The sequence below is a fragment of the Pseudomonas sp. GW821-FHT10B02 genome (assembly GCF_059415665.1).
Genome location: NZ_JBWKNR010000001.1, coordinates 84,884 through 100,929 on the forward strand (window position 1 = coordinate 84,884; position 16,046 = coordinate 100,929).

Annotated in this window: 15 protein-coding genes; 9 read left to right on the top strand and 6 right to left on the bottom strand. The window is 61.8% G+C overall.

The window, feature by feature from the left end; translation table 11 throughout:
- Positions 1-36 precede the first annotated feature (36 nt).
- Both tsaC and dprA read right to left on the bottom strand, forming a co-directional pair.
- Complete coding sequence (gene tsaC / locus AC07OF_RS00430; protein WP_038605138.1) at positions 37-594, bottom strand: L-threonylcarbamoyladenylate synthase type 1 TsaC; 558 nt, start codon at positions 592-594, stop codon at positions 37-39.
- Between the two features lie 37 nt (positions 595-631).
- Positions 632-1,738 carry a DNA-processing protein DprA gene (dprA, locus tag AC07OF_RS00435; protein WP_476446318.1) on the bottom strand — a complete coding sequence of 369 codons (1,107 nt, stop codon included), beginning with the start codon at positions 1,736-1,738 and terminating at the stop codon, positions 632-634.
- 219 nt (positions 1,739-1,957) lie between these two features.
- Here dprA and def point away from each other — a divergent pair, with 219 nt between their 5' ends.
- The 5 genes from def to AC07OF_RS00460 are packed head-to-tail and all read left to right on the top strand — an operon-like array spanning position 1,958 to position 6,478.
- Positions 1,958-2,464 (top strand): peptide deformylase, encoded by a 507-nt coding sequence (def, locus tag AC07OF_RS00440; protein WP_038605133.1) that lies wholly within the window; start codon positions 1,958-1,960, stop codon positions 2,462-2,464.
- Positions 2,465-2,521: 57 nt separating this feature from the next.
- Positions 2,522-3,454 (top strand): methionyl-tRNA formyltransferase, encoded by a 933-nt coding sequence (gene fmt, locus AC07OF_RS00445; protein ID WP_495072464.1) that lies wholly within the window; start codon positions 2,522-2,524, stop codon positions 3,452-3,454.
- On the top strand, positions 3,451-4,761 hold the full coding sequence (gene rsmB / locus AC07OF_RS00450; RefSeq protein WP_495072465.1) for a 16S rRNA (cytosine(967)-C(5))-methyltransferase RsmB: 1,311 nt from the start codon (positions 3,451-3,453) through the stop codon (positions 4,759-4,761). The genes fmt and rsmB overlap by 4 nt, the downstream gene beginning before the upstream one ends.
- Before the next feature lie 19 nt (positions 4,762-4,780).
- Positions 4,781-6,154, top strand: coding sequence for a Trk system potassium transporter TrkA (gene trkA / locus AC07OF_RS00455; RefSeq protein WP_038605126.1), 1,374 nt, complete (start codon positions 4,781-4,783; stop codon positions 6,152-6,154).
- A 12-nt stretch (positions 6,155-6,166) separates the two neighbouring features.
- On the top strand, positions 6,167-6,478 hold the full coding sequence (locus AC07OF_RS00460; RefSeq protein WP_157190631.1) for a hypothetical protein: 312 nt from the start codon (positions 6,167-6,169) through the stop codon (positions 6,476-6,478).
- Positions 6,479-6,572: 94 nt separating this feature from the next.
- On the opposite strand, the gene AC07OF_RS00465 is transcribed toward AC07OF_RS00460, so the two are convergent.
- Both AC07OF_RS00465 and AC07OF_RS00470 read right to left on the bottom strand, forming a co-directional pair.
- Positions 6,573-7,460: a lysophospholipid acyltransferase gene (locus AC07OF_RS00465; RefSeq protein WP_038605120.1), complete on the bottom strand. Its 888-nt coding sequence runs from the start codon at positions 7,458-7,460 to the stop codon at positions 6,573-6,575.
- A gap of 39 nt (positions 7,461-7,499) precedes the next feature.
- Positions 7,500-8,051, bottom strand: a complete 552-nt coding sequence (locus AC07OF_RS00470; protein WP_157190630.1) for a DNA-3-methyladenine glycosylase I — start codon at positions 8,049-8,051, stop codon at positions 7,500-7,502.
- A gap of 82 nt (positions 8,052-8,133) precedes the next feature.
- Between AC07OF_RS00470 and glyQ the strand changes: the two genes are divergently transcribed.
- The 4 genes from glyQ (at position 8,134) to AC07OF_RS00490 (ending at position 12,501) form a co-directional block, all read left to right on the top strand.
- Positions 8,134-9,081, top strand: a complete 948-nt coding sequence (gene glyQ, locus AC07OF_RS00475) for a glycine--tRNA ligase subunit alpha (protein ID WP_157190629.1) — start codon at positions 8,134-8,136, stop codon at positions 9,079-9,081.
- Entirely contained in the window at positions 9,078-11,132 is a 2,055-nt protein-coding gene (glyS, locus tag AC07OF_RS00480) for a glycine--tRNA ligase subunit beta (protein ID WP_157190628.1), read from the top strand. The genes glyQ and glyS overlap by 4 nt, the downstream gene beginning before the upstream one ends.
- 3 nt (positions 11,133-11,135) lie before the next feature.
- Entirely contained in the window at positions 11,136-11,669 is a 534-nt protein-coding gene (gene gmhB, locus AC07OF_RS00485) for a D-glycero-beta-D-manno-heptose 1,7-bisphosphate 7-phosphatase (protein ID WP_157190627.1), read from the top strand.
- Between the two features lie 61 nt (positions 11,670-11,730).
- Positions 11,731-12,501, top strand: a complete 771-nt coding sequence (locus AC07OF_RS00490) for a lysophospholipid acyltransferase family protein (protein ID WP_157190626.1) — start codon at positions 11,731-11,733, stop codon at positions 12,499-12,501.
- A 171-nt stretch (positions 12,502-12,672) separates the two neighbouring features.
- On the opposite strand, the gene AC07OF_RS00495 is transcribed toward AC07OF_RS00490, so the two are convergent.
- Both AC07OF_RS00495 and AC07OF_RS00500 read right to left on the bottom strand, forming a co-directional pair.
- A complete protein-coding gene (locus AC07OF_RS00495) occupies positions 12,673-14,295 on the bottom strand; it encodes an MFS transporter (protein WP_157190625.1) in 1,623 nt (540 codons plus the stop codon).
- Positions 14,296-14,395: 100 nt separating this feature from the next.
- On the bottom strand, positions 14,396-16,045 hold the full coding sequence (locus tag AC07OF_RS00500; RefSeq protein WP_495072466.1) for a GMC family oxidoreductase: 1,650 nt from the start codon (positions 16,043-16,045) through the stop codon (positions 14,396-14,398).
- Position 16,046: the final 1 nt, after the last annotated feature.

Consider the following 16,046-nt stretch of genomic DNA (forward strand, 5'->3'; position numbering starts at 1 on the left):
CTCTGTGGGAAGCCGGCCTTGCCGGCGATGGGGTCATCAACCCGCCCGAACCACTTCCCCGGTCACCAGGTCACGGATCACACTAGGGTTACGCCGCCCACCCAGTGCACCACCCAGGACCAGATCCAGCTGCCCGCGGAAGTACTGCTCGACGCGCAAACGTGACTTCGCCGCCGGGCGCCCCTGTGGGTTGGCCGAAGTCGAAACCAGCGGCCCGACCAGAGAACACAGCTCACGCACCACCGGATGGTCACTGACCCGCAGGGCTACGGTGTCATGAACCCCGGTAATCCACTCCGGCAACATGTTCTGGTGCGGCACCAGCCAGGTGTTCGGACCAGGCCAGGTGCTGCCCATACGGTCGAGCCAGATTTCAGGGAAATCCTCAAACAGGAAGTCGAACTGGCGGATATTGTCGGCGATCAGGATCAAGCCCTTGTCGACCGAGCGCGACTTGATCGCCAGCAGGCGATCCACCGCTTCCTCGTTCCAGGGATCACAGCCCAGGCCCCAGACGGCCTCGGTTGGGTAGGCAATCACCGCACCGGCCCGAATTTCACGCGCGGCTTGTTGCACACGCCAACTGCTCACCATTGAACTCACTCCGCATTAAGGCTAACCAGCAGTGTACTTAGGCAGGCCGGGCAAACCAACGTCCAGCTTCATTGCAAACCCGTCCGGCCACTTCAAGCTCGGTCAATGCCGCCAGTACCCTGGGCAGCGGCCAACCGCTGCTATTGGCTAGCGCTTCGCTGGTTTGTGGCGCCGCCAGCAGCAAATCTTCAAGCACATGCTGGCTGCCGGCAGCTTCGCCACCCTCTACCGATGGCAAACGCTGCCATCCCTGCAGAGTCTCGACAATCTGCTCGACGTTTTCCACCAACAAGGCACCATCGCGAATCAACTGGTGACAGCCTTTGGACCCCGGATGATGGATCGAACCCGGAATGGCATAGACCTCTCGCCCTTGCTCAGCCGCCAGCCGTGCGGTGATCAGCGAGCCACTGGCCAGGCTCGCCTCGACCACCAGCACTCCCAGCGACAGGCCACTGATGATCCGATTGCGCCGGGGAAAGTTACCCGCCACCGGCCCTGCATCGAGAGGAAACTCGGAAACCACGGCACTGCCTTGCTCGATCATCGCCGCAGCCAGCGCCCGATGCCGTTGTGGATAAAATTTCTGCAACCCGGTACCCAGCACCCCGATCGTCTGCCCACCGACATCCAGAGCAGCCTGATGAGCGGCACCGTCGACTCCCAGGGCCAGGCCGCTGGTAATGACAAATCCACCCCGGGCCAGGTGTCGGGAAAAGGCCCCGGCGGTGTCCAGCGCCGGACGCGATGCCCGACGACTGCCGATAATCGCCAGCTGCGGTTTCTCCAGCAACGCCGGGTTACCGGCCACGAACAGCAGGGGTGGAGCGCTATCCACTTCAGCCAGTAAAGCGGGGTAGGTGGGGTCGTCCCACATCAGTAAATGCTGATCGCGCCGCTCTAGCCAGGCTAATGCAGCCGCTGCGCCGTCGCGTACTTCATGGCTGCGCCGGGCCTCGGCGCTCACCCCGGGGAGGCCCAGCGAGCCCCAGGCACTGGCCGGGGCACTGAGCGCTGCCGATGCACTGCCGAACGCCTGCAGGAGCGCGTGAAATCGTTGCGGACCGAGCCCGGGCAAACGATGCAGGCGCAATCGCGCCTCGAGTTCGGCGGGGGAACACGCACGGTAAGCTGGATCTGGCATAACGATCATCCTTGATCGAACGAGTTGAATGCACCCTGCACAAGCTGTGGATAACTCTGTTGATAATACTTTGACAACCGGTTGAAAAATGTCCCTTGGTGGCATGCCTGGGGGCTGCCTGAAACCTTAGCTGACCTTTGCCAGGTGCCGAATGCGCCGAATCCCTTTATTATGTGTACTCATGTTTGTAATTCATCGCACAGTGCAGCTCATACGCTTATGGCCATTCTGAACATCCTCGAATTCCCGGACCCGCGTCTTCGCACCATCGCCAAACCGGTGACCGAAGTCGATGACGGCGTTCGCCAGTTGATCGATGACATGTTTGAAACCATGTACGAAGCCCCGGGCATTGGCCTGGCGGCAACCCAGATCAACGTGCACAAGCGCATCGTGGTCATGGACCTGAGCGAAGATCGCAGCGAGCCGCGGGTGTTCATCAACCCCGAGCTCGAGATGCTGACCGACGAAATGGACCAGTACCAGGAAGGCTGCCTGTCGGTACCCGGCTTCTACGAGAACGTCGACCGCCCGGTGCGGGTCAAGGTCAAGGCGCTGGATCGCGATGGCAAGCCCTACGAGCTGATTGCCGAAGGCCTGCTGGCGGTGTGCATCCAGCACGAATGCGATCACCTCAACGGCAAGTTGTTCGTCGATTACCTGTCGACGCTCAAACGTGACCGGATCAAGAAGAAGCTGGAAAAGCAGCATCGCCAGCAAGCTTGATCTCCTCTTTCCAAAGGCTTGCTCCGGCAAGCCTTTTTCTTTTTAAGCGAGAACGCCATGCGCATTGTCTTTGCAGGCACCCCTGAGTTTGCCGCCGAACACCTCAAGGCCTTGATCGACAGCCCTTATGAAGTGGTGGCCGTCTACACCCAACCGGACCGCCCGGCCGGGCGCGGGCAAAAACTGATGCCCAGCGCGGTCAAGCAACTGGCTGTGGATAACGGTATCCAGGTCCTGCAACCGCCGACCCTGCGCAATGCTGACGCTCAAGCTGAACTGGCGGCCCTCAAGCCGGACCTGATGGTGGTGGTCGCCTATGGCCTGATCCTGCCGCAAGCGGTGCTGGATATTCCGCGCCTGGGCTGCATCAACAGCCACGCCTCGCTGCTGCCACGCTGGCGCGGTGCCGCGCCGATCCAGCGCGCGGTCGAAGCCGGCGACAATGAAAGCGGTGTAACCGTAATGCGCATGGAGGCCGGTCTGGATACCGGCCCGATGCTGCTCAAGGTCAGCACCCCGATCAGCGCCACTGATACCGGCGGCACGCTGCACGACCGCCTGGCCGAAATGGGCCCGCCAGCCGTGCTTGAAGCCGTGGCCGGGCTGGCTGCTGGCACGCTGCAGGGTGAAGTCCAGGACGACAGCCTGGCCACCTATGCCCACAAGCTGAACAAAGACGAAGCGCGCCTGGACTGGAGCCGTCCAGCGGTTGAGCTGGAGCGCCTGATTCGCGCCTTCAATCCCTGGCCGATCTGTCACAGCACCCTCAACGGCGAAGCAGTGAAAGTACTCGCTGCCAGCTTATCCACAGGCAGCGGTGCGCCAGGTGAAATCCTCGGCGCCAGCAAAGACGGCTTGATCGTCGCCTGCGGTGCACAGGCCCTGTGCCTGACCCGCCTGCAATTGCCCGGTGGCAAAGCGCTGAACTTCAGCGATCTGTTCAACAGTCGTCGCGAGAAATTCGCCAGCGGCACGGTGCTCGGTCAATGAATCCACGTCTGGCAGCCGCCCGCGCCCTGGCGGCAGTACTCAGCGGCAAGGCTTCACTGAACAGTTCGCTGCCCGCGCAACTGGACAAGGTCGAAGTGCGTGACCGTGGCCTGACCCAGGACCTGGCGTTTGGCACCGCACGCTGGCAGCCACGGCTCTCGGCGCTGGCCGAGCGTCTGCTGCAAAAGCCGTTCAAGAAGGCCGACGCCGATGTCGAAGCCTTGCTGCTGGTCGGCCTGTATCAACTGCTCTACACCCGCGTCCCGGCCCATGCCGCCATCGGTGAAACCGTAGGCTGTGCCGAGAAGCTGAAAAAGCCCTGGGCCAAGGCTCTGCTCAATGCCGTACTGCGCCGCGCGCAACGCGAGAGCAGTGAGATCCTTGCCGAGCTGGAGCGTGATCCGGTGGTGCGCACTGCCCACCCGCGCTGGTTGCAGAAATCACTCAAGGCCTTCTGGCCGGAGCAGTGGGAAGCCATCTGCGCCGCCAACAATGCCCATCCGCCGATGATCCTGCGGGTCAACCGCCGTCATCACAGCCGCGAAGCCTATCTGGAGCTGTTGCACGAAGCGGGACTGGAAGCCACTGCCTGCCAGTACAGCGTTGATGGCATCCTCCTCGCCCAGGCCTGCGATGTGCGCGGTCTGCCGGGGTTCGATCAGGGCTGGGTAAGCGTTCAGGACGAAGCCGCGCAGCTGGCTGCCGACCTGCTTGATCTGGCGCCCGGCCAGCGCGTCCTCGACGCCTGCTGCGCGCCCGGCGGCAAGACCTGCCACCTGCTCGAAGCCGAAGCGAAACTGGAGTCCGTGGTCGCGATCGACCTCGAAGCCAAGCGCCTGACCCGGGTCCGGGAAAACCTCGACCGTCTGAGCCTGGATGCCCAGTTGATTGCCTGTGATGCCCGCGACACCGCCAGCTGGTGGGACGGCAAGGGTTTCCAGCGCATCCTGCTCGATGCACCTTGCTCGGCCACCGGGGTGATTCGCCGTCATCCCGATATCAAGATGACCCGTCAGGCCGACGATATCCCGGCCCTCGCCGCCCTGCAGGGTGAACTGCTCGACGCTCTGTGGCCAACCCTGGAAGTCGGCGGCATCCTGCTGTATGCCACCTGTTCGACCCTGCCGACGGAAAACACCGAAGTGATCGAGGCCTTCCTCGCCCGCACGCCGGGTGCCCGCGAGCTGGACCTTGCGACCCAGGCCGGCCTGCGCCAGCCCCATGGTCGCCAGTTGCTGGCCCAGGAAGGCGGACACGACGGCTTCTACTATGCCAAGCTGATCAAAATCGCCGCCGCGCGCGGATAACAAGAGAAGGGAAGAGCGGATGAAGATCATCATCCTGGGCGCAGGGCAGGTCGGCGGTACGCTGGCCGAGCACCTGGCCAGCGAAGCCAACGACATTACCGTGGTCGATACCGATGGCGAGCGCCTGCGCGACCTCGGCGACCGCCTGGACATCCGTACCGTCCAGGGCCGCGCCTCGTTCCCTACCGTGCTGCGCCAGGCCGGCGCCGACGACGCCGACATGCTGGTGGCGGTAACCAACAGCGACGAGACCAACATGGTCGCCTGCCAGGTCGCCTACACCCTGTTCCACACCCCGACGAAAATCGCCCGGGTGCGTGAGTCGGCCTACCTGACCCGCGCCGGCCTGTTCGACAACGACGCCATCCCCGTCGACGTGCTGATCAGCCCCGAGCAGGTGGTAACCCACTACATCAAGCGCCTGATCGAGCATCCCGGTGCCCTGCAGGTCATCGACTTCGCCGAAGGCAAGGCCCAACTGGTGGCGGTCAAGGCCTACTACGGCGGTCCGCTGGTCGGCCAGCAACTGCGCCAGATCCGCGAGCACATGCCCAACGTCGACACCCGCGTGGCAGCGATCTTCCGCCGTGACCGGCCGATCCTGCCCCAGGGCGATACAGTGATCGAGGCCGACGACGAGGTGTTCTTCATCGCGGCCAAAGCCCACATCCGCGCGGTGATGGGGGAACTGCGGCGTATCGATGAGACCAACAAGCGCGTGGTCATCGCCGGTGGCGGGCAGATTGGCGAGCGTCTGGCCGAGGCGATCGAAAGCCGCTACCAGGTGAAGATCATCGAGATGAACCCGGCGCGCTGCCGCTACCTCTCAGATACCCTGGACAGCACCGTGGTGTTGCAAGGCAGTGCCTCGGACCGCGACCTGATGCTCGAAGAAAACATCGCCGAAGCCGACATTTTCCTGGCCCTGACCAACGATGACGAGGCCAACATCATGTCCTCGCTGCTGGCCAAACGCCTGGGCGCGCGCAAGGTGATGACCATCATCAACAACCCGGCCTACGTCGACCTGGTCCAGGGTGGCGATATCGATATTGCCATCAGCCCGCAGCTGGCCACCATCGGCACCTTGCTCGCCCACGTGCGCCGCGGCGACATCGTCAGCGTGCACTCACTGCGCCGTGGTGCGGCAGAGGCCATCGAAGCCATTGCCCATGGCGACTCGAAATCCAGCAAGGTGATCGGCAAAGCCATCGAAGACATCGCCTTGCCGCCCGGAACCACCATCGGCGCGATCATTCGCGATGAAGAAGTACTGATTGCCCACGACGACACGGTGATCGAGGCCGGTGACCACGTGATCCTCTTCGTTGTGGATAAAAAGTACATCCGTGATGTCGAGAAGCTGTTCCATGTCGGGTTGAGCTTCTTCTAAGGGAGAGCCGGGATGCGCGAATCACTGGAAAAGATGCTGGCCAAGGGTGTGGATAACGCCCTGCTGCGCTTCGGCCTGGGCAAGGCCTGGCTGGATGAAGGCAACGGCGCCGAAGCGGCTGTTCATCTGCAACGCTGTGTCGAGTTCGATCCGAAGTATTCGGCGGCGTGGAAGCTGTTGGGCAAGGCGCATCAGCTGCAGGGTGACAAAGCGGCGGCGCGTCTGGCCTGGGAACAAGGGCTGGAAGCGGCCAAGGCCCACGGTGACAAGCAGGCCGAGAAAGAGATGACGGTGTTTCTGAAGAAGCTCGACAAGGCTGTTTAGGACCGCTTCGCGGTCCATCGCCGGCAAGGCCGGCTCCCACAAGTGGTGGCTTAACACGATCCTGTGGGAGCTGGCCTTGCCAGCGATAGGGCCATCAATACCAGCGCGCCTCACCCGGCGGACGCTTCTTGAAGCGCTTCATGCTCCACATGTACTGGCTCGGATAAGCCCGCACATAGCGCTCGACCACCTGACTCATGGCCGCCGCCGAGGTTTCGGTGTCTTCGCTGTACATCGCCTCGGGCGCCGCTTCCAGAATCACCTTGAAGCCGGAACCGTCGGGCAGGCGCAAGGCATGCAGGAACACCCCGACTGCCTTGCCGCCAGCGAGCATGTTCGGCACGAATTTGCTGGTCAGCGCCTTGGTGGCGAAGAACGGCACGAAGATTCCCGCCGATTCGGCCGGCTCCGGGTCTGCCGGAATACCGACCTGACCGCCTCTACGCACTTCCTTGATGATGCTCAGGATGCCTTCCTTGGTGGAAGCCGCCACGCGGTTACCCAGCTGCACGCGCTGTTCGCGCAACAGGTCATCAACCGCCTTGAGCTTGGGCGGACGGTAGAAAATGATCGGTTTGCACTGGTTGCAATAGAAGTGGTTGAGCACTTCCCAGTTGCCCAGGTGACTGGTGATGCCGACCACGCCCTTGCCCGAGGCCAGGGCGGCCTGCAGCACTTCCAGGCCTTCGACTTCGCGCACCAGGTCGAGTGAACGCTGGGCTGGCCAGATCCAGGCACAGGCGCTTTCGGTAAAGGACTTGCCGATGTCCATCAGGGTCTGGCCGACCAGTTGCTCACGGGCAACCGGGTCCATCTCCGGAAAACACTTGGCCAGGTTGATGCGTACCACTTCGCGCGAGCTGTTCGGCACCTTCCACATGAGCCAGCCGATGGCCGCGCCGACCCGCTGTACCGCGCCCCAAGGGAGCTTGGCAAACAATCGCAACGCCCCGACCATCAAGGCGCCCTTGAATTTATCCACAGGCTGGTTCCTCTTTCTGCAAGCCGGCCATTGTACCCCTCAGCGCAGCAGAGCGGCGTAGCGATCACAATCGGTGGTGTGGTCCATGACCATGCCGGTGGCCTGCATGAAGGCATAGCAGATGGTCGGGCCGACAAAAGTGAAGCCGGCTTTCTGCAGGGCCTTGCTCATCGCCTTGGCTTCATCGGTCACGGCCGGGACGTCACTGCGCTGGCTGAAATGATTGATCTTCGGCACACCGCCGACAAACGACCACAGCCACTCCGCAGGGTTCTGCAAAGCCAGCCAGGCCTTGGCATTGCGCCGCGCAGCATTGAGCTTGAGGCGGTTGCGGATGATGCCGGGATCGAGCATGCGTTCCTCGATTTCTTCGTCGCTCATCTGCGCCAGGCGCTGCGGGTCGAAGCCGAACAACACCTCACGGTAACGTTCGCGCTTTTTCAGCACGGTGATCCACGACAGCCCGGCCTGGAAGCCTTCGAGCAACAACATTTCGAACAATTGCCCCGGTTCACGCTGCGGCGTGCCCCATTCCTGATCGTGGTACGCCTGGTAAAGCGGATCGTCGGTACACCAAAAGCAACGTGGCATAAGGCTCCAAGGGTAGAGGCGTGGGCGAATCGGGTTATACTCCCGCTCTTTATATTCGCAGCCCTAGAAACAGGTGAATTTCGTGAGCCAGCCTACGCCAGCCGTGCGTACCTTCCAAGACTTGATCCTCGCCCTGCAGAACTACTGGGCCGAGCAAGGTTGTGTGGTGCTTCAGCCCTACGATATGGAAGTAGGCGCCGGCACTTTCCATACCGCCACGTTCCTGCGCGCCGTCGGCCCGGAAACCTGGAACGCCGCCTACGTACAACCGAGCCGTCGCCCGGCTGACGGTCGCTATGGCGAAAACCCCAACCGCCTGCAGCACTACTACCAGTTCCAGGTGGTGCTCAAGCCAAACCCGGCGAACTTCCAGGAGCTGTACCTGGGCTCGCTGAAGGCCATCGGCCTCGACCCGCTGGTGCACGACATCCGTTTCGTCGAAGACAACTGGGAGTCGCCGACCCTCGGTGCCTGGGGTCTGGGTTGGGAAATCTGGCTCAACGGCATGGAAGTCACCCAGTTCACCTACTTCCAGCAAGTGGGCGGGATCGAGTGCATGCCGGTTACCGGTGAAATCACCTATGGCCTGGAGCGTCTGGCCATGTACCTGCAGGGCGTCGACTCGGTCTACGACCTGGTCTGGACCGACGGTCCGTTCGGCAAGGTGACCTACGGCGACGTGTTCCACCAGAACGAAGTGGAACAGTCGACCTACAACTTCGAACACGCCAACGTCGAGAAACTGTTCGAACTGTTCGACTTCTACGAAAGCGAAGCCAATCGCCTGATCGAGCTGGAACTGCCACTGCCGACCTATGAAATGGTCCTCAAGGCATCCCACACCTTCAACCTGCTCGACGCCCGCCGCGCCATCTCGGTGACTGCACGTCAGCAGTACATCCTGCGCGTACGCACCCTGGCCCGGGCCGTGGCGCAAAGCTATCTGACGGCCCGCGCCAAGCTGGGCTTCCCGATGGCGTCCCCTGAATTGCGTGATGAAGCATTGGCCAAGCTGGAGGCTGCACAATGAGTGCTCAAGATTTCCTGGTTGAACTGGGCACCGAAGAACTGCCGCCAAAGGCCCTGAGCGCCCTGGCTGAGGCGTTTCTCGCCGGTATCGAGAAAGGCCTGCAGGCCGCTGGCCTGAACTACACCGGCAAGCAGGTCTACGCTGCACCACGCCGTCTGGCCGTGCTGATCCGTCAGCTGGACACCCAGCAGCCGGACCGCAGCATCAACGTCGACGGCCCGCCCCGTCAGGCCGCCTTCGACGCTGAAGGCAACCCGACCCAGGCTGCCCTCGGCTTCGCCAAGAAGTGCGGCGTAGAGCTGGCGGAAATCGATCAGAGCGGCGCCAAGCTGCGCTTCTCCCAGCACATCCCGGGCAAGGCCACCGCCAGCCTGCTGCCAACCATCGTCGAAGACTCGCTGAACGACCTGCCGATTCCGAAACGCATGCGTTGGGGTGCGCGCAAAGAAGAGTTCGTGCGTCCGACCCAATGGCTGGTGATGCTGCTCGGCGACGACGTCGTCGACTGCACCATCCTCGCCCAGAAGGCCGGTCGTGATTCCCGTGGTCACCGCTTCCACCACCCGGAAGACGTGCGCATCAGCGCCCCGGCGAACTACCTGGAAGACCTGCGCAAAGCCTACGTGCTGGCCGATTTCGCCGAGCGTCGCGAGCTGATCAGCAAGCGTACCGCCGAACTCGCCATGCAGCAGGAAGGCACCGCCATCGTGCCGCCAGCGTTGCTCGATGAAGTGACCGCGCTGGTCGAGTGGCCAGTGCCGCTGGTCTGCTCGTTCGAGGAGCGTTTCCTCGAAGTGCCGCAGGAAGCCCTGATCACCACCATGCAGGACAACCAGAAGTACTTCTGCCTGCTGGACGTCGACGGCAAGCTGCTGCCGCGCTTCATCACCGTCGCCAACGTTGAAAGCCGCGATCCCAAGCAGATCGTCGAAGGTAACGAGAAGGTCGTGCGCCCACGCCTGACCGACGCCGAATTCTTCTTCAAGCAAGACAAGAAGCAGCCCCTGGAAAGCTTCAACGAACGCCTCAAGAACGTGGTGTTCCAGGCTCAGCTGGGCAGCGTCTTCGACAAGGCCGAGCGCGTTGCCAAGCTGGCCGCATTCATTGCCCAGCGCATTGGTGGCGACGCTCAGCGCGCAGCCCGTGCCGGCCTGCTGTCCAAGTGCGACCTGGCCACCGAGATGGTCGGTGAATTCCCTGAGATGCAGGGTGTTGCCGGCTACTACTACGCGCTCAACGATGGCGAACCGGAAGATGTCGCCCTGGCCCTGAACGAGCAGTACATGCCGCGCGGTGCCGGTGCCGAACTGCCGTCGACCCTGACCGGTGCGGCCGTGGCCATCGCCGACAAGCTCGACACCCTGGTCGGTATCTTCGGTATCGGCATGCTGCCAACCGGCAGCAAAGACCCCTATGCCCTGCGTCGCGCAGCGCTGGGCGTGCTGCGGATCCTGATCGAGAAGCAACTGGACCTGGACCTGAACGAAGCGGTGAACTTCGCTGTCAGCCAGTTCGGTAGCAAGGTCAAAGCCGCCGGCCTGGCTGACCAGGTGCTGGAGTTCGTCTTCGACCGTCTGCGTGCCCGTTACGAAGACGAAGGCATCGACGTTGCCACTTACCTGTCGGTACGTGCCCTCAAGCCTGGTTCGGCCCTGGACTTCGACCAGCGCGTACAGGCCGTACAGGCCTTCCGTCAGCTGCCTGAAGCCGCTGCCCTGGCCGCGGTGAACAAGCGCGTGTCGAATCTGCTGAGCAAGGCCGAAGGCGCGGTGGCGACCACGGTCGAGCCGAAGTACTTCGACAATGCCAACGAGTTCTCCCTGTACTCGGCGATCCAGCAAGCCGACCAGGCGGTGCAACCGATGGCCGCTGCGCGTCAGTACAGCGAGTCGCTGGCACGTCTGGCTGCCCTGCGTGAACCGGTCGACGCCTTCTTCGAGGCGGTGATGGTCAACGCCGACGACGCCAATGTGCGGGCCAACCGCTATGCCTTGCTCAGCCGCCTGCGCGGTCTGTTCCTGGGCGTGGCCGACATTTCGCTGCTGGGGTAAGTCTTGAAGCTGCTGATTCTCGATCGGGACGGAGTGATCAACCAGGACTCCGACGCCTACATCAAGTCGCTGGACGAGTGGATACCCATCCCCGGTTCGATCGAAGCGATCGCGCAGTTGAGCAAAGCCGGCTGGACGGTGGCGGTCGCCACCAACCAGTCCGGCATCGCTCGCGGCTACTACGATCTGGCAACCCTCGAGGCCATGCATGAGCGCCTGCGCATGCTGGTGGCCGAGCAGGGTGGCGAGGTTGGCCTGATCGTCTATTGCCCTCACGGCCCGGATGAAGGCTGCGACTGCCGCAAGCCCAAGCCGGGCATGCTGCGAACCATTGCCGCGCATTACCAGGCAGATCTGGCCGGGTTGTGGTTTGTCGGTGATAGTAAGGGTGACCTGGAAGCCGCATTGACCGTCGATGCTCAACCGATTCTGGTAAAAACCGGAAAAGGCGAGAAAACCCTGAGCAAGGGAATTCCCGAAGGCACGTTGATTTTCGATGATCTGGCAGCCATCGCCAGAGAACTTATCCACAAATAGGGCGTCTGCGAACCAGGCGCACTTTTACTAGGCGGGCAAGCCCGCAACGGTACATGCCGCTATGTCGATCCTGCAGGCGATCAGAATTTTTCTTTTTTACCTGCTGCTGGGTACCAGCTCTTTGCTGTGGTGCACCCTGAGCTTTTTTATTGCGCCGTTTCTGCCATTCAGCGCCCGTTATCGCTTCATCAATGTCTACTGGTGCCGTTTCGCGCTGGTGTTGGTGCGGGTCTTCCTGAACATCAAGGTCAAGGTCAGCGGGGCGGAAAACATCCCCAAGCAGCCCTGTGTGATCCTCTCCAATCACCAGAGCACCTGGGAGACGTTCTTCCTCTCGGCGTATTTTTCGCCGTTGAGCCAGGTACTCAAGCGTGAACTGCTGTACGTGCCGTTCTTCGGCTGGGCCATGGCCATGCTGCGGCCGATCGCGATTGACCGCGACAACCCCAAGGCTGCGCTCAAGCAAGTGGCCAGCGAAGGCGACAAGCTGCTCAAGGACGGCGTCTGGGTGCTGATCTTCCCGGAAGGCACCCGTGTGCCGTTCGGCCAGATCGGCAAATTCTCCCGCGGTGGCACCGCTCTGGCGGTGAATGCTGGTCTGCCGGTCCTGCCGATTGCCCACAACGCGGGCAAGTTCTGGCCCAAGCAGGGTTGGAACAAGCGGGCTGGCACCATTGAAGTGGTGATCGGTGCGCCGATGTACGCTGAAGGCACTGGCCCTCGCGCGATTGCCGAGCTCAACGACCGGGCAGCGGCCTGGAACGAACAGACTCAACGCGACATGGGTTCGTTGCCGGCTCAAGCCCCGAACGCCGCGCAAGGCGTTGCCTGACGATCTGTGGATAACTTGTGTACAGTATTTGGATCTTTCGCTGAAAAATTCGCTAAGTGATTAATTTAATTACTTATTTCTCTGTATGACTGTTTTCCTGAAATCGTGCATAAGTTTTTCCGCGGCATAAAAAAACCGGCGCTTACGCCGGTTTTTTTGTACCTGTGGAAATCAGACCTTATCGATGTCCACATCACGGGTTTCTTTCAGGCAGAACAGCCCGACCACCAGGCTGATACCGGTAATCAGCACCGGGTACCACAGCCCATAGAAGATGTCGCCGGTGTACACCACCAGGGCGAACGACACCGTCGGCAGGAATCCACCGAACCAGCCGTTACCGATGTGATAGGGCAGTGACATCGAGGTGTAGCGGATCCGGGTCGGGAACAGCTCGACCATCACCGCCGCCAGCGGGCCGTAGGTCATGGTCGCGATCAGGATCATGGCGACGATCAGCACCACCACCATGGTTTCGTTGACGCTGGCAGGATCCGCCTTGGCCGGGTAACCGGCCTTTTCGATCGCAGCCCGCAGCGCCACTTCATCGAAGCCGTCGATACGCTGGTCACCGACGGTCACCACCACTTCGCTACCGGCAGCGGCGGATTCAGAGCTGTAGGGCAGGCCCTGCTTGACCAGGAAGGTCTTGGCCTTGTCGCATGGACTGTCGAAGCGCGCCTTGCCGACCGGGTCGAACTGGAAGGTGCAGCTTTGTGGATCGGCCATGACCACAATCGGTGACTGGCGGCTGGCAGCATCGATCTGCGGGTTGGCGTAATGGCTCAGGGCTTTGAACAGCGGGAAGTAGAGCAGGGTAGCCAGCAACAGGCCGAGCATCAGGATCGGCTTGCGTCCGATGCGGTCCGACAGCCAGCCGAAGAACACGAAGAACGGCGCGCCGATCACCACACTGATAATCAGCAGGGTATTGGCCTGGGCCGGGTCCATCTTGAGCATCTGGGTGAGGAAGAACAGCACATAGAACTGCGCGGTGTAGAAGGTCACCGCTTGTCCTGCGTTGATGCTGAACAGGGCAGTGAGGACGATCTTGAGGTTGGCCCAGGAACCGAAGGACTCACGAATCGGCGCTTTACTGGTTTTGCCCTGGGCCTTCATTTTCACGAAGGCTGGCGATTCGTGCATGCTCATGCGAATCCAGGTGGAGATCGCCAGCAGCACGATCGACAGCAGGAACGGCAAGCGCCAGCCCCAGACTTCGAACTGGTCACCACTGATGTAGCGGCTGCCGAGCACCACCAGCAGCGACAGCAGCAAACCCAGTGTCGCCGTCGACTGGATGAAGCCGGTATGGAAGCCGCGCTTGCCCGGTGGCGCATGCTCAGCCACATAGGTTGCCGCGCCGCCGTACTCACCGCCCAGCGCCAGGCCCTGAAGCATACGCAAGATCACCAGAATGATCGGTGCGGCGATGCCGATACTGGCGTAAGTCGGTAGCAGGCCGACCGCAAAGGTCGACAGGCCCATCAGCACGATGGTCACCAGGAAGGTGTACTTGCGGCCGATCATATCCCCCAGACGACCGAACACCAGTGCTCCGAACGGCCGTACCAGGAAGCCCGCGGCAAACGCCATCAAGGCGAAGATAAAGGCAGTGGTGTCGTTCACCCCGGCAAAGAACTGCTTGCTGATGACCGCCGCCAGTGCCCCATAGAGAAAAAAGTCATACCACTCGAACACTGTCCCGAGGGATGACGCGAAAATGATCTTGCGCTCTTCACGGCGACTGTTGCTGACCGTCGCCGCGCCCTGCTCCTGAATGTAATCCGACATCGTTGCTGTCCTCGGCCTCAAGGCCCCAGTGATTATTCTTGTTGTTCCACTGTCGACGCCGGCAGACCGCGTCCGGTGTCGTTGTTGCTACGCACCCTGGTCAGGGCGTCGGTATTGCGTTTTCTTCATCGATCCGAGCTGTGGATAACATTCCCCGGGTAATCAGTTGCGCCGCCTTTTCGGCAATCATCAAGGTGGGTGAGCAGGTATTGCCGGAGACTATCTGCGGCATGATCGAGGCATCAGCGATACGCAGCCCCGGCACGCCGTGCACGCGCAGCTGGTCATCGACCACGTCCAGCGGGCCGTTGCCCATCCGGCAGGTACCGACCGGATGGAAAATGGTGGTACCGATCTGGCCTGCCGCTTCGTGCAGCTGTTCTTCGCTTTGCAGGTCTGGCCCGGGCAGGTATTCGCGTGGGCTGAACGCCGCCAGGGCAGGGGCCTGGACGATCTTGCGGGTGATGCGAATGGCCTGGGCGGCAACGCGCAAATCTTCCGGGTCGCTCAGGTAGTTGGGATCGATCAGCGGTGAATCGTCCGGGTTGGCCGAGCGGATATCGATGCGCCCACGGCTCGCCGGGCGCAAATTGCACACCGATGCGGTAAACGCCGGAAAGCGGTGCAGCGGCTCGCCGAAGCGCTCCAGCGATAGCGGCTGCACATGGTATTGCAGGTTGGCCGTGGCCTGTTCCGGCCCGGAGCGGACAAACGCCCCCAGCTGGCTCGGCGCCATGGCCAGCGGACCACTGCGGTCATACAGATAGCGCAGGCCCATGCCCAGCTTGCCCAAGGCACTGTTGGCGACCTGATTGAGGGTACGTGCACCGCTGACCTGATAGATCAGCCGCAGTTGCAGGTGGTCCTGCAGGTTGCCGCCAACTCCCGGCAATTCGTGCCGGACAGTTATCCCCAGGCTTTCCAGCAATCCACGCGGGCCGATACCGGAGCGTTGCAGAATACCGGGAGAGCCCACCGAACCTGCACAGAGGATGATCTCGCGGCGGGCGCTGAAGTTTTGCCATTCGCCTTGCCAGCGCGCTCTTACCGCCGAGGCACGACCGGCGTCGAGGATCACCTGGTCGACCAGCACATTAGTCAGTACGGTAAGGTTAGGGCGGTTACGAGCCGGGCGAAGAAAGGCCTTGGCCGAGTTCCAGCGAACCCCGGAACGCTGGTTGACCTGAAAGTATCCACAGCCCTGATTATCACCACCGTTGAAATCGGCGACGCTTTCAATTCCGCTCTGGGCGGCCGCTGCACGGAAAGCATCGAGGATCGGCCACGAATAACGTTGCTGTTCGACCCGCCACTCGCCTTCATCGCCGTGTGTATCACTGGCACCAGCGAAATGGTTTTCGCTGGCCTTGAACAGCGGCAACACGTCTTTCCAGGCCCAGCCGGCGTTGCCTTGCTCAGCCCAGCGGTCGTAGTCACCGGCCTGGCCACGCATATAGATCATGCCGTTGATCGAGGAACAGCCGCCGAGCACCTTGCCCCGTGGATAACCCAGGGCACGCCCGTTGAGGCCAGGCTGGGCTTCGGTCTTGAAGCACCAGTCGGTACGTGGGTTACCGATGCAATACAGGTAACCCACCGGAATATGAATCCACGGATAGTTGTCTTTACCGCCCGCTTCGAGCAGCAATACCCGACAGCTTGGGTCGGCAGACAAACGATTGGCCAGCAGGCATCCGGCAGGACCGGCACCGACGACCACGTAATCGTAGACAGGATCGGCTGATGGCATG